Source organism: Vibrio parahaemolyticus (assembly GCF_900460535.1).
Taxonomy (GTDB): Bacteria; Pseudomonadota; Gammaproteobacteria; order Enterobacterales; family Vibrionaceae; genus Vibrio; species Vibrio parahaemolyticus.
Window position 1 is genome coordinate 1,150,574 of record NZ_UHIL01000001.1, and the last position, 22,757, is coordinate 1,173,330.

19 protein-coding genes and 1 pseudogene are annotated in these 22,757 nt (G+C 45.5%); 13 read left to right on the forward strand and 7 right to left on the reverse strand.

Annotated features, from left to right (window positions below; genetic code table 11):
• Positions 1-53 precede the first annotated feature (53 nt).
• The 4 genes from lon (at position 54) to DYB02_RS05935 (ending at position 5,364) form a co-directional block, all read left to right on the forward strand.
• Positions 54-2,405, forward strand: coding sequence for an endopeptidase La (gene lon, locus DYB02_RS05920; protein ID WP_015296438.1), 2,352 nt, complete (start codon positions 54-56; stop codon positions 2,403-2,405).
• Between the two features lie 192 nt (positions 2,406-2,597).
• Positions 2,598-2,870, forward strand: coding sequence for a non-specific DNA-binding protein Hbs (gene hbs, locus DYB02_RS05925; protein WP_005382341.1), 273 nt, complete (start codon positions 2,598-2,600; stop codon positions 2,868-2,870).
• A gap of 199 nt (positions 2,871-3,069) precedes the next feature.
• Positions 3,070-4,929: a peptidylprolyl isomerase gene (gene ppiD / locus DYB02_RS05930; RefSeq protein WP_005482527.1), complete on the forward strand. Its 1,860-nt coding sequence runs from the start codon at positions 3,070-3,072 to the stop codon at positions 4,927-4,929.
• 150 nt (positions 4,930-5,079) lie between these two features.
• Positions 5,080-5,364, forward strand: coding sequence for a ComEA family DNA-binding protein (locus DYB02_RS05935; RefSeq protein WP_021449594.1), 285 nt, complete (start codon positions 5,080-5,082; stop codon positions 5,362-5,364).
• Between the two features lie 90 nt (positions 5,365-5,454).
• Here the strand turns inward: DYB02_RS05935 and rrtA are convergent, their stop codons facing one another.
• Positions 5,455-6,006 carry a rhombosortase gene (rrtA, locus tag DYB02_RS05940; protein ID WP_005482515.1) on the reverse strand — a complete coding sequence of 184 codons (552 nt, stop codon included), beginning with the start codon at positions 6,004-6,006 and terminating at the stop codon, positions 5,455-5,457.
• Positions 6,007-6,009: 3 nt separating this feature from the next.
• Between rrtA and DYB02_RS05945 the strand changes: the two genes are divergently transcribed.
• Positions 6,010-6,624, forward strand: a complete 615-nt coding sequence (locus tag DYB02_RS05945) for a tRNA-uridine aminocarboxypropyltransferase (protein WP_005482520.1) — start codon at positions 6,010-6,012, stop codon at positions 6,622-6,624.
• Between the two features lie 9 nt (positions 6,625-6,633).
• Here DYB02_RS05945 and DYB02_RS05950 read toward each other — a convergent pair whose 3' ends face one another.
• From DYB02_RS05950 to DYB02_RS05960, 3 genes are all read right to left on the reverse strand, one after another.
• Positions 6,634-7,968: an anti-phage deoxyguanosine triphosphatase gene (locus DYB02_RS05950; RefSeq protein WP_041954079.1), complete on the reverse strand. Its 1,335-nt coding sequence runs from the start codon at positions 7,966-7,968 to the stop codon at positions 6,634-6,636.
• A gap of 12 nt (positions 7,969-7,980) precedes the next feature.
• Positions 7,981-8,565 (reverse strand): 5'-deoxynucleotidase, encoded by a 585-nt coding sequence (gene yfbR / locus DYB02_RS05955; RefSeq protein WP_005482513.1) that lies wholly within the window; start codon positions 8,563-8,565, stop codon positions 7,981-7,983.
• Positions 8,566-8,656: 91 nt separating this feature from the next.
• Positions 8,657-9,871: a pyridoxal phosphate-dependent aminotransferase gene (locus tag DYB02_RS05960; protein ID WP_005456922.1), complete on the reverse strand. Its 1,215-nt coding sequence runs from the start codon at positions 9,869-9,871 to the stop codon at positions 8,657-8,659.
• Between the two features lie 216 nt (positions 9,872-10,087).
• Between DYB02_RS05960 and DYB02_RS05965 the strand changes: the two genes are divergently transcribed.
• The 7 genes and pseudogenes from DYB02_RS05965 to DYB02_RS25640 all read left to right on the forward strand — a co-directional run bounded on the left by DYB02_RS05965 (position 10,088) and on the right by DYB02_RS25640 (position 17,658).
• Positions 10,088-11,395: an isochorismate synthase gene (locus tag DYB02_RS05965; RefSeq protein ID WP_017448699.1), complete on the forward strand. Its 1,308-nt coding sequence runs from the start codon at positions 10,088-10,090 to the stop codon at positions 11,393-11,395.
• A pseudogene (menD, locus tag DYB02_RS05970) lies at positions 11,392-13,108 on the forward strand (2-succinyl-5-enolpyruvyl-6-hydroxy-3-cyclohexene-1-carboxylic-acid synthase). Before DYB02_RS05965 ends, menD begins: the two are co-directional and overlap by 4 nt.
• On the forward strand, positions 13,095-13,889 hold the full coding sequence (gene menH, locus DYB02_RS05975) for a 2-succinyl-6-hydroxy-2,4-cyclohexadiene-1-carboxylate synthase (protein ID WP_020904047.1): 795 nt from the start codon (positions 13,095-13,097) through the stop codon (positions 13,887-13,889). Before menD ends, menH begins: the two are co-directional and overlap by 14 nt.
• Positions 13,890-13,915: 26 nt before the next feature.
• Positions 13,916-14,782 carry a 1,4-dihydroxy-2-naphthoyl-CoA synthase gene (menB, locus tag DYB02_RS05980; RefSeq protein ID WP_005482536.1) on the forward strand — a complete coding sequence of 289 codons (867 nt, stop codon included), beginning with the start codon at positions 13,916-13,918 and terminating at the stop codon, positions 14,780-14,782.
• 126 nt (positions 14,783-14,908) lie between these two features.
• Positions 14,909-15,898, forward strand: coding sequence for an o-succinylbenzoate synthase (gene menC / locus DYB02_RS05985; protein WP_005456942.1), 990 nt, complete (start codon positions 14,909-14,911; stop codon positions 15,896-15,898).
• Positions 15,883-17,325 (forward strand): o-succinylbenzoate--CoA ligase, encoded by a 1,443-nt coding sequence (gene menE / locus DYB02_RS05990; RefSeq protein WP_029804603.1) that lies wholly within the window; start codon positions 15,883-15,885, stop codon positions 17,323-17,325. The genes menC and menE overlap by 16 nt, the downstream gene beginning before the upstream one ends.
• Positions 17,326-17,469: 144 nt before the next feature.
• Positions 17,470-17,658 (forward strand): hypothetical protein, encoded by a 189-nt coding sequence (locus tag DYB02_RS25640; RefSeq protein ID WP_020904044.1) that lies wholly within the window; start codon positions 17,470-17,472, stop codon positions 17,656-17,658.
• Here the strand turns inward: DYB02_RS25640 and DYB02_RS06000 are convergent.
• From DYB02_RS06000 to DYB02_RS06010, 3 genes are all read right to left on the reverse strand, one after another.
• Complete coding sequence (locus DYB02_RS06000) at positions 17,651-18,583, reverse strand: YeiH family protein (protein WP_005486366.1); 933 nt, start codon at positions 18,581-18,583, stop codon at positions 17,651-17,653. The two genes, DYB02_RS25640 and DYB02_RS06000, sit on opposite strands and share 8 nt — an antisense overlap.
• Positions 18,584-18,711: 128 nt before the next feature.
• Complete coding sequence (locus DYB02_RS06005; protein ID WP_029804604.1) at positions 18,712-20,586, reverse strand: MFS transporter; 1,875 nt, start codon at positions 20,584-20,586, stop codon at positions 18,712-18,714.
• 17 nt (positions 20,587-20,603) lie between these two features.
• The gene (locus tag DYB02_RS06010) at positions 20,604-21,194 is read right to left on the reverse strand and encodes a TetR/AcrR family transcriptional regulator (RefSeq protein WP_005456899.1); all 591 of its coding nucleotides are present in this window, start codon (positions 21,192-21,194) and stop codon (positions 20,604-20,606) included.
• 289 nt (positions 21,195-21,483) lie between these two features.
• Between DYB02_RS06010 and DYB02_RS06015 the strand changes: the two genes are divergently transcribed.
• Complete coding sequence (locus DYB02_RS06015) at positions 21,484-22,356, forward strand: Tim44 domain-containing protein (RefSeq protein ID WP_005495957.1); 873 nt, start codon at positions 21,484-21,486, stop codon at positions 22,354-22,356.
• The last annotated feature ends 401 nt before the right edge of the window (positions 22,357-22,757 follow it).

Here is a 22,757-nt window from a genome sequence, read left to right on the forward strand (position 1 = left end):
CCATATACTGCCTTAAGTAATACGTTAAACGTGAAAGCGGAAGAGAGAATTATATGAACTTGGAACGTTCCGAGCGTATCGAGATCCCGGTATTACCTCTACGTGACGTAGTGGTCTACCCGCACATGGTGATTCCATTGTTTGTTGGTCGTGAGAAATCGATTAGCTGTCTAGAAACGGCGATGGAAACAAACAAACAAGTTCTGCTTGTGGCTCAAAAACAAGCTGACACTGATGAACCAACGGTTGATGACCTATTCGAAGTGGGTACGGTAGCTACCATTCTCCAACTTCTAAAGCTCCCTGATGGCACAGTAAAAGTACTGGTTGAAGGTCAGCAGCGCGCAAAAATTAATCATTTCAAAGAAAGTGATTTCTTCTTAGCTGAGGCGGAATTCATCGTAACACCAGAATTGGATGAACGTGAGCAAGAAGTGATTGTTCGCAGCGCAATCAACCAATTCGAAGGCTTCATTAAGTTAAACAAAAAGATTCCACCAGAAGTGCTAACGTCACTGAATGGTATCGATGAAGCGGCACGCCTAGCTGATACGATTGCGGCACATATGCCTCTTAAACTTGTTGACAAACAACAAGTGCTTGAAATTATTGATGTTACTGAGCGTCTAGAGTTCCTAATGGGCCAGATGGAATCAGAGATTGATTTGCTACAAGTTGAGAAACGCATTCGTGGTCGCGTGAAAAAGCAAATGGAGAAGTCTCAGCGTGAGTACTATCTGAATGAGCAAATGAAAGCGATTCAGAAAGAGCTTGGTGAGATGGAAGACGCTCCTGATGAGTTTGAGACTCTGCAAAAGAAGATCGACGAATCAAAAATGCCGCAAGAAGCACGTGAAAAGACAGAGCAAGAGCTGCAAAAGCTTAAGATGATGTCTCCAATGTCCGCAGAAGCGACCGTGGTTCGTAGCTACATCGACTGGATGGTAAGTGTACCTTGGACTAAGCGTTCTAAAGTGAAGAAAAATCTCGCGAAAGCGGAAGAGATTTTGAACGAAGATCATTATGGTCTAGAGCGTGTGAAAGAGCGTATTCTGGAGTACTTAGCAGTACAAAATCGTATCAATAAGCTAAAAGGCCCAATCCTTTGTCTTGTTGGTCCTCCAGGCGTGGGTAAAACATCGCTTGGCCGCTCAATTGCGTCTGCTACTGGCCGTAAATACGTACGCATGGCCCTAGGTGGCGTGCGTGATGAAGCAGAGATTCGAGGCCACCGTCGTACTTACATTGGTTCATTGCCAGGTAAGCTGATTCAGAAAATGTCGAAAGTTGGTGTGAAAAACCCTCTCTTCCTTCTGGATGAAATCGACAAAATGTCTTCAGACATGCGTGGTGACCCGGCTTCAGCGTTGCTTGAAGTATTAGACCCTGAACAAAACAACTCATTCAACGACCACTACCTAGAAGTGGATTACGACTTGTCTGATGTGATGTTTGTTGCAACGTCTAACTCGATGAATATTCCTGGTCCGTTACTTGATCGTATGGAAGTGATTCGTCTATCCGGTTACACCGAAGATGAAAAACTAAACATTGCGAAGCGTCACCTTGTTGAAAAACAAGTGCAACGTAATGGCTTGAAACCAAACGAGATAGTCATCGAAGATTCAGCAATCATCGGTATTATCCGTTACTACACTCGTGAAGCGGGTGTGCGTGGTCTTGAGCGTGAGATTTCTAAGATCTGCCGCAAAGCAGTGAAGAACATCCTGCTAGATAAAGACATCAAATCAGTGACGGTAACGATGGACAACCTAAAAGAATACTTGGGTGTTCAACGTTTCGATTACGGGAAAGCTGATGAAAGCAACCGAATTGGTCAAGTTACTGGTCTAGCTTGGACTGAAGTGGGTGGCGATCTATTAACGATTGAAACTCAATCTATGCCAGGTAAAGGTAAGCTGACTCAAACAGGTTCGCTGGGCGACGTAATGCAAGAGTCTATCCAAGCAGCAATGACCGTGGTGCGCTCTCGTGCAGATAAACTGGGCATTAACTCAGATTTCTACGAGAAAAAAGACATTCACGTTCACGTGCCTGAAGGTGCGACGCCGAAAGATGGCCCAAGTGCGGGTACAGCAATGTGTACTGCTTTGGTATCGGCTCTGACCGGTAACCCGGTAAAAGCTGAAGTCGCGATGACGGGTGAGATCACCCTACGTGGTGAAGTATTACCAATCGGTGGCTTAAAAGAGAAGTTACTTGCGGCACATCGTGGCGGCATAAAGACAGTGCTTATCCCGAAAGATAACGAGCGTGATCTGGAAGAGATTCCTGAGAATGTTATCGCAGATCTGCAAGTTATCCCTGTTCGGTGGATTGATGAAGTACTGAAAGTTGCACTAGAGCGAGACCCGACAGGCGTTGAGTTTGAAGCTAAAAAATAGTGATGTGCAGCAAAAATAAGTAAAAGTTTGCGCTGATAAGCCTAAAAAGGCTTGTCAGCGTTTTTTTTGGGCGCTAAGTTAGTTTCGATAGCTGCCAGCCCTTGAAAAATAAGGGTTGGAGCATATTTTCTTAACTATGGAACGAAAAGTCATCACAAAAATAATCACAGATGGCACAAAGGGGAAATCACAGTGAATAAAACTCAATTAGTAGAACAAATCGCAGAAAATGCAGACATCTCTAAAGCGTCAGCGGGTCGTGCTCTAGATGCATTCATCGAAGCAGTAAGTGGCACACTTCAGTCTGGTGATCAAGTTGCTCTAGTTGGCTTCGGTACATTCAGCGTTCGCACTCGTGCTGCACGTACTGGTCGTAACCCAAAAACTGGTGAAGAAATCCAAATCGCAGAAGCAAAAGTACCAGCTTTCAAAGCAGGTAAAGCACTGAAAGACGCTTGTAACTAATTAAAGCGTGATTCTGTTGCCGGCCATTTGAATAACTTTTGCTCAAACAATAAGTTTCGAACAAAAATTTACAAACTTCGAGCCGAACTTTTTTAAATTATGCGCATCATACTGATGCGCATTTCTTTTTCTGATATTATCGCGTCATTATATTTTCTATTAGAAGCCGTACGCTTCAATTGTGGAGAGCAGTTAAATTATGATGGATCGACTACGCGAAGGCGTGAATAGCATCGCGGTCAAAATTATCCTTGGACTTATCATCCTGTCTTTCGTATTTGCCGGTGTAGGTAGCTACCTAGTGAATGGCAGCAACAATTCAGCAGCGAAAGTAGGTAACACCGAGATTCCTCGTGGTGAGTTCGAGATGGCTTACCAAAATGAGCGCAATCGCATGCAAGCTCAATTGGGTGACTACTTCTCTCAAATGTTGGCTGACCCTGCATACGTTGAATCTTTCCGCAAATCAGTGCTTGATCGTATGATTAATGACGTATTGCTTGACCAACAAGCTGAAGCACTTGGCTTACGAATCAGCGATGCTCAAGTTCGTAGCATGATTCTTGAAATGCCTCAGTTCCAATCTAACGGTCAGTTTGATCAAGAAATTTACCAAGCATCGCTACGTCGTGCAGGTTTCTCTCCTGATTCTTTTGCTGAGTACATGCGCCGTGAATTGGTGCGTGAGCAGCTTCTAACAGCGCTTCAAAGCAGTGAGTTTACTCTTCCAGGCGAAGTTCAATCTCAGGGTAAACTGTTTACCCAAACACGCGACATCCGCACTGTAACCATCGATTTGGCAGAGTTTGCGAAGAAAGTTGAGTTAACTGACGAAGAAATTCAAGCTTACTACAAAGCAAACCCAGATAACTTCACTCGTCCAGAGCAAGTGAAAGTGTCTTACGTTGAGTTGTCTGCTGAAGCACTTAAGAAGCAGATTCAAGTAACAGATGAAGACGTTAAGAAATACTACGACGAGCATCTAGACAAATACTCTTCAGAAGAGCAACGCCGAGTGGCGCACATTCTTGTTGAAGGTGATGATGAAGCAAAAGCACAAGCTATCTTAGATGAATTGAACGCAGGTGCAGATTTTGCTGCGGTAGCGCAAGAGAAATCTGATGATTTCGGTAGTGCTGAAAACGGCGGTGACTTAGGTTGGATCGAACGTGATGTTATGGATCCTGCTTTTGAAGAAGCTGCGTTTGCACTTAAGAACCCAGGTGACATGTCTGGTCTAGTAAAATCTGACTTTGGCTACCATATTATCAAGCTAGAAGAGCTGAAAGATGCTGTTGCAAAACCATTTGATGAAGTGGCTGCTGAGATTAAGCAAGAGCTAGTAGACCAAAAAGCGGTGGATCAATTCTACGAGCTTCAAAACGAGCTTGAGCGTGTTGCTTTTGAGTACCCTGATTCACTAGATGATGCTTCTAAAGCTATTAACCAAGAAGTGAAGACAACAGACTTCATCTCTCAAGTTGATGCACCTGAGGTTCTACGTAACCAAGCCGTTATGCAAGCACTACTGAGCCCAGAAGTGAAAGAAGACGGTCTGAACTCTGAAGCGATTGAAGTTGCGCCTGAGCACATTATTGTTGTTCGTGTTGAAGATTCTCGTGACGAAACAGTGCTTCCATTAGCTGAAGTGAAAGACCAAGTTGTGGCGGAACTATCTCGCGTTAAAGGTGAGCAAGGTGCCCTAGAGCTAGGTACAAAAGTGGTAGCTGCTCTGAATGAAGGCAATACGGCTGTTCTTGCGGAAAACAACCTAACATTTGGTGAGCAAGAGACCGTTGACCGTCGTTCGCCACTAGCAACTACCGTCTTTGCAATGGCGAAGCCAGTAGATGGCAAACCTGTCTACGGTCAGTCGAAAGACCTTGAAGGCAACATCGTAGTGATTGAACTGGATGCTGTGAAAGCGGAACTAGATAGTTCGCTAGAAGATCAAGTTGCGATGCAAATGCAACGTGCATCATCTCAGCAGGATCTATCTTCTGTTCTCGCTGTATTGCGTGCTAACACAGACATTGAGTACTTTGTTGTGAGCAACTAAGCACTAATTATGTAATTTGCATGTTAACTAAAACGGGTCGCGTAAGCGGCCCGTTTTATTTTTGTTTAAACAAACTTCAATGACGATGAGTGTTTGCCTACATTAGGGCGGATTATTTCAGAGCGTTAATTTGGAGTGTATATGTTCAATATGAAATGGATTTTAACCTTGTGTTTAGTGGTGTTCGCACCACTCAGTTTGGCCGCTGATACCAAGGCTGATAAATATGAAGGAATTGAAATTACGGTCAATATCAATACTGCTTCTGCAGAAGAGATAGCAACGATGCTGAAAGGTATTGGCGAAAAGAAAGCGCAAAGCATAGTTGACTACCGTACCGAGCACGGCCCATTTAAAACAGCAGCTGATTTAACCAATGTGAAAGGAATTGGTGAAGCAACCATCAAGAAAAACGAAGACCGCATTCTTCTATAAACGCGGGCTTCGACCATTGTATTCTTACTGAGTTTTCGTTTCCGGTTACTGCTTTCCCGAACCAAACCCTCTTTCGTGGTTCGGGATTTTTTATCCAAATATACGGCGATGGAATCCTTTCTCTACTAATGCCATACCTAAGCCTCCCATTGCACCAAACAGGTGTGCATCAACAGCAACACGAGCGCCTATCATTGCAGCAGTGCTGGTTGAAGGGCCATAAAATTGCTCCCATGCAATTTTCGCAATAAGTCCGGCGACTAAGAGTAGGCTACTTCTTCTGTTTTCAAACACTTCTCTGAGAGCCCAAAAACCAAACAAACCGTGTAAGACGCCAGACAAGCCGACATAGACTGACATGCTAGTCAGTAAGTTCATTGCGCCGACAAAGGCACAAAGCAAAAGAAAAACAATCGAGAAGTTGCGTGCACTAGGACGGAATATAAACGCGATAACCCATAATCCTGCCAAGTTCATTCCAAGGTGGGCAAAGTTGGTATGCGTGAAATTTCCTGTTACGATTCGCCACCATTCACCATGACGTATGTTGTAAGCGTGCCATTCGGTGAGGCTCGCCATTGGTTCGAATTGTAGTACTAAGCAGATAACGCTGATGATGGTCAGCAATGTATAAAGGTTCACTCTATGTCTCGTTATTGTTCTCAGTGTGGAAAATCGCGCAAAGCCTGTATTTGCCAATGGATCGTACCGCTAGCAAGCGGGGTTGAACTTATCATTCTTCAGCATACGAGTGAAGCGCATCGTCCACTTGGTACGGCACGGATTCTCAATTTGAGTTTAAAGAACTGTACTTGTTTGATTGGCGAGGATTTTTCTGACGACGCACAGTTAAACGCGTTACTCACCGATGAAGCGTATCAGCATTTTATCCTTTATCCGTCGGAGCAATCACAGTGCCTTTCAGACATTGCGTGTACCGAGAGCGAGCGCACAAGAAAAACACGCTTGATTTTGCTCGATGGCACGTGGAAAAAAGCCTATAAAATGTGGCAGCTTTCCACCAACTTGCACACTTTAACCACAGTAAAGCTTCCCGAGGATTTACAAGGTCACTATACAATTCGTAAAGCGCCTTCAGACAACAGTCTTTCGACAGTGGAAGCAGGGTTTTATGCGTTGAGTTTATTGGAGCCGGATAACGACTTCTCGCCGCTACTTAATGCTTTTGACAGGATGATTGAATTTCAAATCGCCCAGATGCCTCCGGGCGTATTTGAAAAAAATTATTTGAACAAGTAGAACAACGTTCTACAACACAATCGAAGAGAACAATTGGCGGTGTAGCTTTTGCGCATGACCATCGGTCATTGCGGATATGTAATCGGCAATGACTCGCATTTTGCCACTATCGCTAGTTGCACTCTGCCAAAGCTCTTTTGTGTGTATTGGCAACAATCGTTCAGGATCGGCACTTAGTGCTTCGAATATATCCATGATGATTTGTTGCCCTTTGTATTCGACAATCTGTACCTGCGGCACTTGAATGACATACTGACTGACGAAATGTTTAAGCACATCTAGCGCTTTCGCCATATGCGGTTCTAAACAAGCATTCCATGCCAGTAAAGGGTTTTGGAATGGTTCATCAACCACTTTAATAGAGATGCTTGTAAGTAGGGCATTGACCATACCGCCAATCGCATCTTTGCGTTGGTGATGTTTACCGCTAAACAGCATTTGTCCAATAGAGCCGATATGTTCTTCAAACCAAGGATCACCGCAATCGGCTAACTGACTTGCTGCACCTTCTTGCCATTGCTGACGTGTGACCATACCCAGCACAATGGCATCTTCTAAGTCGTGCACGCCATACGCAATATCATCGGCGAGCTCCATAATGGAGCAGTCGAGGGATTTAAAGCGCGTTTTGCTGTGCTCTAAATCGGAGTCTGGTCGATAGCGCATTTGGCTCAACAGGCTTTTGTCATTCTCGCTGAGTGGAGCGATAACCCAATCAAACAGATCTTTATCACAATCGTAGATGCCTTTCGCTGGGCTCCATTCTTTGGCTTTTAATCGGCGTTGATGTTCTGCAGGGTTTGGCAGCTTGACTGAACGAGTCTGACTGATGAGTGCTGGGTATTTGATCAAACCTAACAAAGTTCGGCGCGATAGATTCATCCCGAAGTGCTCAGTGTATGGCTCCAATTTGGTCACAATACGAAAAGTCTGCGCATTGCCTTCAAAGCCACCATGGTCACGCATCATATAGTTCAATGCGACTTCGCCACCGTGTCCGTATGGTGGGTGGCCGATATCGTGCGCGAGACACAGAGAGTCAATCAAACTGTCCGAGGGCAATAGTTCTTTAAATTCAGACTGTTTCTTTTTAAGTTGCGCGACAATACCCGTGCCTAATTGGGCCGCTTCTAACGAGTGAGTAAGTCGACTTCTATGAAAGTCTTCCAAGCTGTTGCCATGAACTTGAGTTTTCGCTTGTAGGCGTCGAAATGCCGCAGAGTGCAGGATTCTCGCTCTATCACGTTGATAGGGGCTGCGGTGGTCATCACGGCGGATTTTATGCTCATCGTCGTGGCGCTCTTGCCACAAAGAGTGTAATTCAAACGACACGTTTATCTCCATAAACTAAACTGGCTAACTGATTTCATCCAGCGATAGCTCAAAGCTTGGGGCGAATGTATTAAGGAAGTATTCCATTTCTGGCGTTTTACGTTCTTGTAAAGTGACGTCTAAGCGCTTTTTCGCTAAGGCAAACTCATGGTTACCTGCGCTTAGTTCTTCCAAACATTTTAAGTACGCACAGATGGAGTCGGCCTGTTTTACTATCTGAGAGTCTTCTTCGTGAGACGAATGAGAAAGTAGAAATGGGGCAAAATCTTCCTGAAATTCTTCCGGCAACATAGAAAGTAATTTGTGCTCGGCAGCGGCTTCTATCTTCTTATATTCTTTTGCGATTTCGGGATTGTAGTACTTAACGGGAGTTGGCAAATCGCCAGTGAGCACTTCACTTGAATCGTGATACATCGCGAGAAGAGCAATGCGTTCAGGATTAAGCGTGCCGCCGAACTTTTTGTTTTTAATTAACGCGAGTGCGTGAGCGACAAATGCGACTTGTAAGCTGTGTTCCGAAACGTTTTCTGGTGATACAGAGCGCATCAAAGGCCAGCGTTGGATAAGCTTCATTCGTGCCAAGTGGGCGAAAAAATGGCTTTCTTTCATGGCTTTCTCCGTTTCTGGTATAAAAAAAGGAACTCACTAGGAGTTCCTCTAAGCATATGAGAGATCAACACTAATTACTACCAGTGATTCTTTACTGGCTGTAGGTTGATAGGAATCGCTCGAAGCGTCCGATTGCGGTTTCCAGATCTTCAACGTGTGGCAAAGTCACAATGCGGAAATGGTCTGGTTTTGGCCAGTTAAAACCTGAGCCTTGTACTAGCAGTACTTTTTCCTGTTTCAAGAAATCGAGCACCATCTGTTGGTCATTCTTGATGTTGTACATCTTGGTATCGATTTTAGGGAATAAATACATGGCACCTTTGGGTTTCACACAAGATACCCCTGGGATCTGGTTGATCAGCTCGAACGCGCGATTACGTTGCTCTAGTAATCGACCACCAGGTAAGATCAACTCATTGATACTTTGGTAGCCACCTAGCGCGGTTTGAATCGCATGTTGCATCGGCACGTTGGCACAAAGACGCATAGAAGAGAGCAACTCTAGACCGTTAACGTAGCCTTGTGCTAAGTGTTTTGGACCAGTTAAGAACATCCACCCACCGCGGAAACCACATACACGGTAAGCTTTCGACAACCCGTTGAAGGTCATCACAAGTACGTCTTCCGTTAGCGTCGCAACAGAAGTGTGTGTTGCGCCATCGTAAAGCACTTTGTCGTAAATCTCGTCAGCGAAAATGATCAGCTTGTGCTGGCGAGCAATCTCAATCACTTCAAGCAAGAAGTCACGACTATATACAGCACCTGTTGGATTGTTCGGGTTGATCAGAACAATACCGCGGGTCTTCGGCGTGATTTTCTTTTTGATGTCATCAAGGTCTGGATACCAATCCGATTGTTCATCACACAGATAATGAACGGGGTTGCCACCAGACAACGCTACTGATGCCGTCCACAATGGGTAGTCAGGCGCAGGGATGAGCATTTCATCGCCGTTGTTTAGCAACGCTTGCATTGCCATCACGATCAGCTCAGACACGCCATTACCGACGTACACATCTTCTACGTCTAAAGAACGAATGCCTTTGCGTTGGTAATGTTGAACCACCGCTTTACGCGCAGAGTAAATGCCTTTGGAATCACAGTAGCCTTGAGAGGTCGGTAGATTACGAATTACATCTACAAGAATCTCATCAGGGGCGTCAAAACCAAATGGGGCAGGGTTACCAATGTTCAACTTTAGGATTTTATGCCCTTCTTCCTCCATGCGCTTAGCATGTTTGAGTACAGGACCCCTAATGTCGTAGCAGACATTGTCGAGTTTTGACGACATCCCGATATTTTGCATTGTATAATTCCTAAAAATTCGTTAATTTCTTTATTAAAATACAATAATTTGTTTTTTATTAGAATATAAATCTGTAAATTATCCGTTTGCAGGCTAACTTTTGCTCGCTTGCTATCACAGGATTTTGCAAAAGATCGCATACGACCTTGATTTGCTTTGGGTCTAAACTTAGAGTAGCCGTCAGTTACCTTTATCCTCACATACTTCGAGGTTGATTTGTCAGAGTTCCATCAAGCCGTAAAAAGAATTATCGAGCGAGTTCAGCACACGGAAGGCAATCAAGTACGTCTGGTCGAGCCCCTCAGCGAAAAACCGAATTTCGCATTTATTGATTGGCTTGATGCACAACCACTTTTCCCCAAGTTTTATTGGCAATCCCGTGATACTCGTGAAGAGGTCGTCGCGCTAGGACAGCTGCACTCTTTTGTTGAGCCGGGTCCTGCCTATACCATTCTTGGTGAAGGGCAGCGAGTATGGGGCGGGCGATCGTTTGATGGCCAGCACGAAAAAAATCGCCGTTGCATGCCTTCTTTTTTCTTTTTGCCTCAAATTGAACTGATTCGATTTGATCAGCAGTGGTCACTCGCGGTTAACCTAACTGAAGACAAAGCGCGCACGCTTGCAGGCTTGAGAAAGCTTATTTGCGATGTCGCCGCTTTACCTCCGATCTCGTCACACATTCGCTCGATTGTTCATACTCCTATCAAATCTGAGTGGGATGCGCTGGTACATAAAGTTCTGACTGGGATAGAGAATGATGAGTTTAAAAAAGTTGTGTTGGCTCGCCGTTCTACTGTCCAACTGGATAACACGTTGAGCGCTGCACAACTGCTTAAAGCGAGCTATTTGAACAACCATCACAGCTTTCATTTCTTGCTGAGTTTAGACAGCAAACACAGTTTTATGGGTTCTACGCCAGAGCGTTTGTATTCTCGTGTTGGACATGAACTTCATACCGAGGCTTTAGCGGGCACTATTGGCCGCGGCGACAATGCCACTCATGATATGGAATTGGCGAATTGGTTATCTCAGGATTCAAAAAACTTAAACGAAAACCAGTACGTCGTGGACGATATCGTAGAACGCCTTTCTCCTCATTCTGAAATAGTAGAAGTAGAAACCGAACCGAGATTGGTGCGTTTACGTAAGGTGCAGCACCTCAAACGTAATATTCATGCAAGCTTAAAAACAGGCACAAATGGCGTACAACTGCTTTCTGCATTGCAGCCGACGGCCGCAGTGGCAGGTTTGCCTCGTAAAGAGTCGATGCAGTTCATCCTTGATAACGAGCCGTTTGCTCGTGGCTGGTATGCCGGCTCTATGGGTTACATCAGCCATGAACGCGCAGAGTTTTGTGTGGCAATAAGAAGTGCATTGGTGCTTGGCGATCAAGTTCAGCTGTTTGCTGGAGCGGGTATTGTTCCTGGATCAGTTGCTGAACACGAATGGGCCGAGTTAGATAAAAAGATGTCGACGCTGTTAACGTTGATTTCCGATCATCCGCCGCTTGGAGTGGCATCATGAGTTACGATCAAGCGGTTCTCAATCGAATTTGGTCAGAGACCATTTTGACTGAGCTTCACCGATTTGGTGTGAAGCATGTTTGTATCGCGCCGGGGTCGCGTTCGACTCCTTTGACTTTAGAAGCGGCGGAACAGCCAAATTTTTCCATTCATACTCATTTTGATGAGCGTGGATTAGGTTTTATGGCGCTTGGTTTGGCGAAAGCGAGCCAAGAGCCGGTAGCCGTTATCGTGACTTCTGGCACTGCGGTCGCAAACTTGTTGCCTGCGGTAGCAGAAGCTAAATTAACGGGCGAAAAACTGGTTTTGCTTACCGCTGATCGCCCTGTTGAACTCGTCGGTTGTGGCGCAAACCAAGCAATTAATCAGCTTGGGATTTTTTCTCATCATGTATCGGCAAATTTGAACTTGCCAAGTCCGAGTTTAAATACGCCGCTCAACTGGTTACTCACTTCGGTTGATGAGGTGATGTTTAACCAGCAGTTACATGGCAGCGCGGTTCACATTAACTGCGCCTTTCCTGAGCCGCTGTATTCTGACGGGGAAAAAAGCGCTTACCAAAGCTACCTGAACAGTGTCGAAGCGTGGCGCAAAGGCGGTCAAACATATACTCAACGATTCGTCAGTCCATCATTCCGTGACATTCCATTTTGTGCTGATAGAAAAGGAGTGGTTGTCATTGGCAGCTTACCTGCTGATCACGCGCAAGCGGCAAAAGCGTTTGCACAGCAAATGGGGTGGCCTGTATTGGCGGATCCGCAAAGTGGAGTTAGCTCCGATTGGTCACATTATGATTTGTGGTTACAACAGCCTAAGTTGGCTAGCCAACTCGACGAATGTGATTTGGTGCTCCAGTTTGGTAGCCGCATCATATCTAAGCGATTGAACCAATGGATTAATAAACAGGTGTCGCAAAGCCAACAAGGCCGAGATGTTCAGTACTGGTTTATCTCGCCAAGTTTAAGCCGAGATAACCAAACACACCTTCCGCAATTGCATTGGGCTGCATCACCTAAAAGTTGGGTCGAGCGTGTTGATGTTAAGAGCTCAAGTACTCAAGGGTGGGCTGATGGATTGCTGACCGATATAGCCCATGTTCGCGCTCACATTCGCGATGAGTTTCTGTCTTCATCAGCTTCAACGCTTAATGAAATCGCGTTAGCGGCTGACATTGAAGAGCGAACGCAGAGCGTCGATGTCTTTCTCGGTAACAGCTTGTTTGTTCGATTAGTCGATATGTTTGGCCGATTAAATACTGAGGTGTTTACCAATCGCGGAGCGTCGGGTATTGATGGTCTATTTGCCACAGCTTCGGGTGTGCAGCGCTCACGAGGCAAGCCGCTATTGATGTACATCGGAGATACATCGGCGCTTTATGACCTCAACTCGCTCGCGCTGTTTTCTCGTAATGATCTGCCGTCAGTACTTGTGGTCACAAACAATGATGGTGGTGCGATTTTCGATATGTTGCCAGTGCCTCAGGAGCATCGCACTGCGTACTACCAAATGCCCCACGGTTATCAGTTTGAACATGCAGCTAAGCAGTTTGGCTTAAAGTATGAAAAGCCAACTACATTACAAATGTATCAAGCAGTGGTTGCCGAGCACTTGTCGAGCGGCCAAGGCACAATGCTGGTGGAAGTTCAAACCCCACCAAGCCAAGCCGCAGAGTTGATAAAGGCATTTTAATAAGAGCCTGCATGCTTCACTCTGAGCGTCTCTCTCCAACTGAAAAACACCAAAGTGGTGATCTTCCCACTCTGGTGTTTTTGCATGGTCTTTTAGGAAGTGGTGCTGATTGGCAAGCTTGTTTGGATGAGCTGACTCAGTTTGAACGAGTCGTTATCGACCTTCCTGGTCATGGTCGCAGCCAGTTTACAAAGTGCAACGATCTCGATGATTGCTGCAAACTTCTTAATTCCACACTATCTTTATTATTTCCTCCGCAACAACCACTTATTTTGATTGGCTACTCAATGGGTGGAAGAATCGCAATGCACGGTCTTGCTGGTGAGTGCTTCTCAGATCTCAATATTGTCGGCGCGATTGTGGAAGGGGGAAACTTCGGGCTTCAAACAGAGTCAGAGATACAGTCAAGATTGCACAACGACCAAAAATGGGCACTGCGCTTCGAGAGTGAACCACTTGAACGTGTTTTGAGCGATTGGTATCAACAAGCGGTGTTTTCTTCACTAAACCATGAGCAAAGACAAACATTAATTGCCAAGCGAAGTGCTAATCTTGGCTCGGCAATTGCGAACATGTTGATGGCAACATCGTTAGCCAAGCAGGCGTATTTACTGCCCGCACTGCAACAACAGCGCATACCCATTTATTATGTGTGTGGCGCGAAAGACAAAAAATTTAGCCAACTGGCACAAACAAGCGGGTTGGCGTATCGACAAATTGAAGGCGCAGGACATAACGTTCATCAAGAGCAGCCAAAGCAGTTTGCGATGCACATTAAGCAAATAATTCATTCTCACTTTCAGTGAGAGCAACGAGAACAATGGGAATCACCATGGCTAAAACAGTAGGCATTTCTGAAGAAGAACTTTACGCTCCGGTTCAATGGAAAGATTGCGGCGAGAAATACGAGGATATTCATTACCACAAGTCTGAAGATGGTATCGCGAAAATTACCATTGCACGCCCTCAAGTGCGTAACGCGTTCCGCCCTCAAACGGTAAAAGAGATGATTGATGCGTTGGCAGATGCACGCTACGACTCAGGTGTTGGCGTTATCATCCTAACTGGCTTGGGTGAAGATGCATTCTGTTCTGGTGGTGACCAGAAGATTCGTGGCGACTACGGCGGTTACAAAGATGACCAAGGTACGCATCACCTAAACGTATTGGACTTCCAACGTGATATTCGTACGTGTCCAAAACCTGTTATTGCTTCCGTAGCGGGTTGGGCTGTTGGCGGCGGTCATGTACTGCACATGATGTGTGACCTAACAATTGCAGCGGACAACGCGCAGTTTGGTCAAACGGGTCCTAAAGTGGGTTCATTTGATGGTGGTTGGGGCGCGTCTTACATGGCTCGTATCGTAGGCCAGAAGAAAGCACGCGAAATCTGGTTCCTATGTCGTTTCTACAACGCGCAAGAAGCGTTAGACATGGGCTTGGTCAACACGGTTGTGCCTCTAGAAGATCTAGAGAAAGAAACCGTTCGTTGGTGTCGTGAAGTTCTTCAGCATAGCCCAATGGCGCTACGCTGCCTGAAAGCGGCATTGAACGCGGATTGTGATGGTCAAGCTGGTCTTCAAGAGCTTGCGGGTAACGCAACGATGATGTTCTACATGACAGATGAAGGACAAGAAGGTCGTAACGCATTCAACGAGAAACGTCGCCCAGACTTCGACAAGTTCCCTCGTAACCCATAATCCGTAAATAAAGAGGAGCCAGAGTGCTCCTCTGCTTCGTTTTTAGTCCCGAGCGCCTCGCCCTCAGGGAGGATGGTTCGTTCTTATAGCCAGCAAGCTTGGGTTGTACGTAATAGGACAGGAATTATGCGTAAAGCAAAGATTTACCGTTACTGCCTTCCAATGGACAGTGGCGTAATACTGCGTGATAACAAGCTGACGGAACGCATCGGCTACATTGTTGAGCTATCTGATGGCGAGAACACGGGATTAGGTGAAGTCGCACCGCTTTTTGGTTTTAGCTTGGAAAGTACCGAAGAGGCTGGCATTCAGTTACAAGAACAGGCTGAACGCTGGGTCGCGGGTATACCGGTTGATTATGCCAATATGTATCCTTCGGTTGCGTTTGGCTTATCTATGGCTCAATTGGAGTTAGAAGGTGGTTTGCCGACGCAAGGCAAATATCAAACTGCTCCACTGTGTACGGGCGATCCCGATGAGTTGATTCCAAAACTCAACGAGATGGAAGGCGAGAAAGTGGCAAAAGTGAAAGTGGGTCTGTATGAGCCCATTCGCGACGGCATGCTTGTGAATCTCTTCCTTGAATCTATCCCTCAATTAACGCTTCGACTGGATGCGAACCGCGCTTGGACTCCCGAAAAAGCGCAGCAGTTTGCTAAGTACATTACACCGTCTCTTCGCCAACGAATTACGTTTTTGGAAGAGCCATGCCGAGCTCCAGGCGACAGCATGTCTTTTGCCATTAATACTGGTATCGCGATTGCTTGGGATGAAACGCTGCAAGATGCCGTTCGTCGAGAAGACTTTAGCCTTGAAGATCTGACAGGCGTGAAAGCGATCATTATCAAACCGACATTAATCGGCTCCGTCGATTTCTGCATTAAATTGATCGAAAAAGCAAAAGCGTTAGGAATGAAAGCGGTGATCAGCTCAAGCATTGAGTCGAGCCTTGGCTTGAACCAATTAGCACGTTTGGCGCAATGGCAGTTGCCTGATGAAGTTCCTGGTTTGGACACTATCGGGTTGTTCAAAGCGCAGCTAGAGCAAGGTTGGCCAAAGTGCGAACTTCCTGTGCTTCCTTTGTCTGAGCAGGAGTTAGTGTGGCATTCAGCATAGAGCCATTCTCTACAGAACATAGTGCGATTCCACCTTGGAAGTATTGGGCTCAAACGAGCCCTTTTTCTATTGCACTCGCAACACCTCAAGAAACATTGAATTGGCAACAGCTCTCGCTTCGTGTTACTCAATACGCGCAATCGCTCTTGCAGCAAGGTGTTACGCGCGATGATGTGGTGACTCTGGTAGGGAAGAACCAAGTTGAAACAGTATTGTTTTATTTAGCTGCGCAACAGTTAGGCGCTATCACCGCCTTGACTATGCCTCAGCCGATCGAGGCGCTACAAGGTAAGCTCTGCACACTGTACGGCGATCATCAAACGCGTTTTGTTTGGTTAACTCCGGAGTGTGAGTTCGCTTACTCTAGCGAAGAGAAAGCAGCATTAAATGCGATTTTTCTCATTTTGCCTACGGTAGATACCGTGGTTGAAAACACTGAGGACGACTATCAGCATGACAGGTTGGCTTCGATCGTGTTTACCTCAGGCTCAACGGGGGCGCCGAAAGCGGTGGTTCATACGCATCGACAGCACCTCGCTTCGGCAGAGGGATTACTTTGTGAGTTCACCTTCCATCAACAAGACACTTGGTTGTTGTCGCTTCCACTTTATCATGTTTCCGGCCTTGCGATTGTCTATCGCTGGTTGTTTGTTGGCGCAACATTGAAAATCGGCACGGGAAGACTGGCAGACGATATCCTCGCGGTTTCACACGCCTCTTTAGTGGCGACTCAACTTAAACGCTTGCTAGATGATGATGTTGAACTGTCACTGACGCACGTTTTGCTGGGGGGCAGTCATGTGGCTCATGAGTTGGCGGTAAGAGCCACAGAAAAAGGCATCGAAACGTGGTTAGGTTATGGTATGACCGAGGCTGCATCTACCGTTACGGCAAAACAGATCAATGACGTAAGCAATGCTGGGCATTTACTAAAAAATCGTAAGATTAAGTTGGTTGATGAGCGCATTTACATTGGTGGACAAACGCTAGCTTCAGGCTATTTTCACCAAGGTCAAGTGACGGCATTCGTGGACGAGGATGGTTGGTTCGACAGTAAGGATCTCGGTGCTTGGCAAGGAGATGAGTTAAAGATCATCGGTCGGGCCGATAATCAATTTATCTCAGGTGGAGAAAACGTTCACTGTGAGGAAATAGAAGCAGTATTGAACCAAATCCCAAGCGTCATTCAGAGCATTGTCGTGCCAGTCGAAGATGCTGAGTTCGGTCATCGTCCTATAGCCGTTATTCAATCAGAAGCGTTAGTGAGCCAACAGGAATTCGAGCAATACTTGCGGAAAAAGCTTGAGAAGTTTAAATGGCCAATCGCTTACTATTTGATGCCACAAGCCTTGTTAGAAGGTGGGATTAAAGTCTCGCGTAAAGCGGTAAAAGAGTGGCTGCTGTATGAGTTAGATAATCAACGTTAAATAGCTGGCGCTCATTTGCCCTGCTGAAATGAGGCGAAGATTAGTCAATTTTGCTATGTGTTAGTCGGAAAGGGAATTTCGTAACCTTATAACTCTGAATCATAATTATGTCTCAACGTAGAGCAGAAAGGCATAAGCTTCAGAATGGTGAAATTGGTTTTATTGATAGCAGTGGTATTACAAATTGGCATTGCAATTAGCAGTGAAGGGCTCACTCGCTCGTTAGCGGAATTGACGGCGTTTTTAATCGCTATCGCGTTGGTGTTTGCGCTCAAGAGTGACAAACCAGAGTCAACCTCCGACCAACGCGATAAGTCGACAACGATTATCTAAGTACTAGCCAGCTTAGTGACGTGGTGGAAATTAATACCCATAAAGTCACACCAAACAACAGCGGTTTAGGGCCCGAAGATTTCAGTTTCGAAATCGAAATACTACATCCTATCAAGAATAAGCACACCACCAGAGCTTGCTTCGCAATGGTAAAAATACCGTGATACACCACCTCAAGTTGTGGGAAGAAATCACTAAAGGCGATGGCTGCGCAATACCAGAAAATGAAGTAAGGAATCACTAACTTTTTCGAACCGTTCTCTTTGTTCCCACGTGAGAAAATCACGGCGCTAATCAAAGCAACAGGAATGATCCACAAGGCTCGCGCCAGTTTGAGCGTGGTTGCAGTTGTCAGTGCCTCTTCACCGTAGGCAGAGGCAGCGCCAACAACAGACGAAGTATCATGAATCGCAATTGCCGCCCACGTCCCAAAGGTGTGTTGGTCTAGGTTTAACGCATGACCAATGACGGGGAAGATGAACAACGCTAGAGAGTTGAGTACAAAAACGGTAGCGAGTGCCAAACCTATTTGTTCATCTTTGGCTCTGATTGCTGGTGCGACCGCAGCAATTGCGCTGCCACCACATATCGCAGTTCCGGATGAAATGAGATACGCAGTCGTCGTTTCGAGTTTGATTACTTTGGCGATGAGTGAGCCAATGACGAGTGTGCCGACAATCGTAGCGATAATTAGCCCGATACCATCTGACGTGACAGACAATGCCTGTTCAAAATTGATACCAAACCCTAAACCGATAATAGAATAAGAAAGCAGTTTTTTGGTGAAAGAGGCGATGGGTAACTCAGTAGGAACTAAGCCAAAGCTGGCAAGTAAGAAGCCAATAACAAGTGCAATAGGGGATGACACAAAAGGAGTTAAGCAAAAAAGCAGTGCCAGTCCAAAGGGGATGTACTTTCTGTTCAAGATTTATGATTCATTGTCGTTAGTGAAAGCGAGAGTATATCGCACTGTATCTGGTCAGTTTGTCTTAATGATTTGAACACACGTTCAGATAATCTAAACGTGTGCTCAAATAATTCTCAACGTTTTGTTTATCGCCAATCTCCGCGCAATGCGTGTACTTTTTCGAACATAGTTTGTGCGGTGGCTGAGCTAGGATCTACCGGTTCGCCAGCTTCAATTTCCAATTTGGACCAGAAGCGAGTCGGGAGCCCTCTGCATGCTCGTCCTTTAGCGCGGCTAAAATAACTACCCCACAATCCTTTCAATGCCATCGGAATCACAGGTACTGGGCTTCGACGCAGAATAATGTCGATGCCACGCATGAAGTCGTTCATTTCGCCATCGGAGGTCAATCGCCCTTCAGGGAAGATACAGACAATATGGCCTTCATTGAGAGCTTTTTCGACGTCGTTAAATGCTCGACGAATAGAACTTCGGTTGCTAGCAGAAATTGGTATCACGCCAGCACGGCGTAAAAAGCGTCTTAGCGGCGGCAGGTTGGCGTAATCTTCTTCCATCACAAAGCGAATCAAACGAGGGCATACGGCACTCAGTAACAGGGCATCCATGTAGCTCACATGATTGCACACAATCAATGCACCACCATGCTCAGGTAAGTTGTGCAGATTTTTGTGTTTAACACGATAGATGGTGTGCGTGAGCATCCACATTGCAAAGCGAACCACAAAAATCGGGATTTGTAGAAAGATATATGCCGCGACTAAGAAATTAAGCACTGCAAGAAGCGCAAACAATTGTGGAATACTCATCTCTACTACGCTTAGGCATATAATGCCAAGGATCGCGCTGCCCACCATAAATAGCGAGTTAAAGATATTCAGACCTGCTATCACTTGCGCTCGTTCAGTCTCCTTCGCTCGGTGCTGCATTAAGGCATACAGTGGGACGATAAATAATCCGCCCGATGCTCCTATCATGAGCAGATAGAAAAACAGTGGCCAGAAAGGCTCGAAACGAACAAATTCAATGAAGTTTGCGAACTCAGGTAGCTCAGTTGGTACTGATGTCGCCATTAAGTAACCGAAGATGGTGATGCCTAAGGCACCGATTGGCACGATGCCCACTTCGATTCGATGATTTGAGATCCAGTTGCAAGCCAGTGAGCCTAGAGCAATCCCTACTGAGAAGAGGGCAAGTAAGAAAGATACGGCGCTTTCTGTACCGTTCAGATAGACCTTGGTGAAGTTTGGGAACTGAGTAAGATATGCAGCACCGAGAAACCAAAACCAACTGATGGCCATGATGCATTGAAATACGATGCGATCGGATTTCGCGATCGCCAGCGTGTGCTTAGTTTGCTGATAAGGTCGCCAACGGAATTTAAGTTCAGGGGCACTTGCCGCAGCAAATGGAATCGAGCGACTGGATAAGTAACCGAGCAGGGCAAATAGAACCACGCAGAAAGCGGCCAGATATTTCGCGTTGTCAGCAGAAGCAATAATGCCTGCACCGAGCGTGCCGATAAGAATGGCGATAAATGTCCCGGCTTCAACCAAGGCATTGCCCGGTACCAGTTCCTTAGCGTTTAATTCCTGAGGAAGAAGCGCGTACTTGACGGGGCCGAAGAACGCGGATTGCGTACCCATTAAGAAAAGCAGCAGAAGTAAGACACCATAGCTTTCTGTTATAAAGCCAACGGCGCCTAGCAGCATGATAGCGATTTCAAACAGTTTTACTTTGCGAATAAACCACGATTTCTCGTATTTATCCGCCAAAACTCCAGCAGAGGCAGAAAAAAGGAAGAATGGAAGAATGAATAAGCCAGCTGCTAAGTTTATGAATAAGTTACTAGAAATGGGTAATGCGCTAGAACCAGCGAAAGCGACAAACAGCAACAAAACGTTTTTAAAAATGTTGTCGTTGAAAGCGCCAAAAAACTGAGTAACAAAATAGGGCAGGAACTTTCTTTGCGTAAGCAAGGACGGCTGTCTGTCGGATGACATGGATAATCCTTTGTTTGTTACCAGTTCATGATGTAGTTAGAAAGCAAGTTACTGATTAACTCTTTACCATCTACGGGCTCACTTGAGAAAAACTTGTCATCAACGCTAAGAAGAGTAATGCCGTGTACGCCAGCCCATAGTACGCGACTCGCTTGAATGACTTCGGACTCTGTACGTTGAGGAGCGATTTGTGCGAGTAATGATTCGAGCATGCCTGTCATGCCATCAATACGTTTCGCATGCCATTCTGGAAGTTCGGCACCGTTCATGTTGTGTTCGAAAACCAATTGCCAACGGTAAGGATGTTTTTGCGCGAAATCGTGGTAGCAGTATGCAAGTTCAAAAAGTGCTTGATGAGCATCTTTACTGCTTTTTGTTGCATTTAGCGCTTCTTGCGATAACTCATCTAAAGTTTGAGCCACGGCATGAAGTAGCAACAAATTATAGTTACCAAAAATATTCACCAAGGTGCTTGGCACGTAACCAATCATGTTAGCGATCTTGCGAAGGCTAAGTTCGTGGTAAGAGTTCTCATCTAAAAAATTTTTGACCGTCGTTAAGGTCAAGTTAATCAACTCTTCTCTGGTGTGATCGTTTCTGCGCGCCATACTCTCAAACTGCTTTATTGAACAACGTTCAATATGATAGACAGCTACTTAATGAGCGTCAACCGCGCAATCACGTCAGAAGGCGACATGTTTGGCAATATTCTGATACATGTCAGACTCTTTAGATTGTTTTCATAAGGTGACATACGGAGTATGATGAACCAACAATCATCTTTGGCGTGCTACTGCTTGTATGTACAAGGTTTGGAGCACAATCTGAGATGTACCCAAACGGCTTCTTTTACCTGAGGTTGCGTGGGTATAACAATCGTCAACTTTAAGGATAACGATGAAACGTTTATTTTCTATTGTTGCTCTATTAATGTTTACCGTTGCTGTCACTCCTATCGCAGAAGCGAAGAAGTTTGGTGGCGGTAAGTCTTTTGGTAAGAGCTACAAAACAGCACCTGCACCTAAACAGCAGCAACAAAACACCAATACGATCGGTAAAGAGCAAACGACCAAATCTTCTAGCAAGAAAGGTTTGATGGGCGGTCTATTAGGTGGCCTTCTAGCTGGTGGTCTACTTGCTGCGTTCTTCGGTGGTGCTTTTGAAGGTATCCAGTTTATGGATATCCTAATCATTGGTTTAATTGCCTTTATTATCTTTAAGCTTATGCGCGGAATGTTAGGTGCGAAGCAGGGCAGTATGAACCAGCAACGTCAACAACCGGCATTTGGTGGTAACGCGTCAAAGTTTGAACAACCAAACATGCAGAACTTTGAACAACAACCAAATACAAACGCAGGCGGTTTCACCGGTTTTGGTGCTCAAACAGATGTTCCGCACAATTACCCACCGGGTTTCGATCAAGCTGCGTTTATTAACGGTTCTCGTGAGCACTACCGCATTTTGCAAGGTGCGTGGAACCACAACCAACTAGACACTATTGAAGAATATGTTTCTCCAAGTCTATTTGAAGATCTGAAAGCTGAGCGCGCGAAGTTAGAAGGTGAGCAGCACACTGATGTGATGTATGTTGATGCAGAGATCGTTCGTGCTGAATACGATGCGAACAAAGCACAATTAAGTTTGCAATTTAGTGGCCGTTACCGTGATGCTGCAGAAGGTGTCGAGGAAGATATTGAAGATATCTGGCACCTAGAGCGCGACCTAACAGTACCGAATGCACCTTGGTTGATTGTTGGTATTCAAGGTTAATTACCAACGTCGTTCAATTTAGTATTAATAAAATCCCGCTATTTAGCGGGATTTTTTTGTATCTGTTAATTGTTAGATGAGTGGAGAGAGCTCTACAAGTAAAAGCGAAAGGCAATGCTCCGTAGCTAAGCACAATACAACTCAGTCGTTTTATGATTTAGCAGTCTAATAACTTAGCCATTTGGTATCTGGGATAGCTCAGTTAGTATTTTGTTGTGGTTATTCTTGAGAGATTTAGAAAGTTAATACTACTCAGTGTCTTGTCGAAGAACTCTTACCTGTTAAAAGATCGGTTCTAAAGTTGAGTTTGGCCTAAAGCAATGTGTCGGTATTGGTTGAAGATCTTAGCTACATTAGGAGTTCGTAGAACATGAATGCGACACTATGGGGTGAGCGAGAGA

Bases quoted from the DNA above. Each gene is read 5' to 3' on its own strand.
- menC (WP_005456942.1), top strand. From the start codon at position 14,909: ATGCGTAAAGCAAAGATTTACCGTTACTGCCTTCCAATGGACAGTGGC.
- ppiD (WP_005482527.1), top strand. From the start codon at position 3,070: ATGATGGATCGACTACGCGAAGGCGTGAATAGCATCGCGGTCAAAATT.
- DYB02_RS06015 (WP_005495957.1), top strand. From the start codon at position 21,484: ATGAAACGTTTATTTTCTATTGTTGCTCTATTAATGTTTACCGTTGCT.
- menB (WP_005482536.1), top strand. From the start codon at position 13,916: ATGGCTAAAACAGTAGGCATTTCTGAAGAAGAACTTTACGCTCCGGTT.
- DYB02_RS05950 (WP_041954079.1), bottom strand. From the start codon at position 7,968: ATGGAGATAAACGTGTCGTTTGAATTACACTCTTTGTGGCAAGAGCGC.
- yfbR (WP_005482513.1), bottom strand. From the start codon at position 8,565: ATGAAAGAAAGCCATTTTTTCGCCCACTTGGCACGAATGAAGCTTATC.
- DYB02_RS06005 (WP_029804604.1), bottom strand. From the start codon at position 20,586: ATGTCATCCGACAGACAGCCGTCCTTGCTTACGCAAAGAAAGTTCCTG.
- DYB02_RS05960 (WP_005456922.1), bottom strand. From the start codon at position 9,871: ATGCAAAATATCGGGATGTCGTCAAAACTCGACAATGTCTGCTACGAC.
- DYB02_RS06010 (WP_005456899.1), bottom strand. From the start codon at position 21,194: ATGGCGCGCAGAAACGATCACACCAGAGAAGAGTTGATTAACTTGACC.
- menH (WP_020904047.1), top strand. From the start codon at position 13,095: ATGCTTCACTCTGAGCGTCTCTCTCCAACTGAAAAACACCAAAGTGGT.
- DYB02_RS05945 (WP_005482520.1), top strand. From the start codon at position 6,010: ATGTCTCGTTATTGTTCTCAGTGTGGAAAATCGCGCAAAGCCTGTATT.
- DYB02_RS25640 (WP_020904044.1), top strand. From the start codon at position 17,470: ATGGTGAAATTGGTTTTATTGATAGCAGTGGTATTACAAATTGGCATT.
- lon (WP_015296438.1), top strand. From the start codon at position 54: ATGAACTTGGAACGTTCCGAGCGTATCGAGATCCCGGTATTACCTCTA.
- DYB02_RS05935 (WP_021449594.1), top strand. From the start codon at position 5,080: ATGAAATGGATTTTAACCTTGTGTTTAGTGGTGTTCGCACCACTCAGT.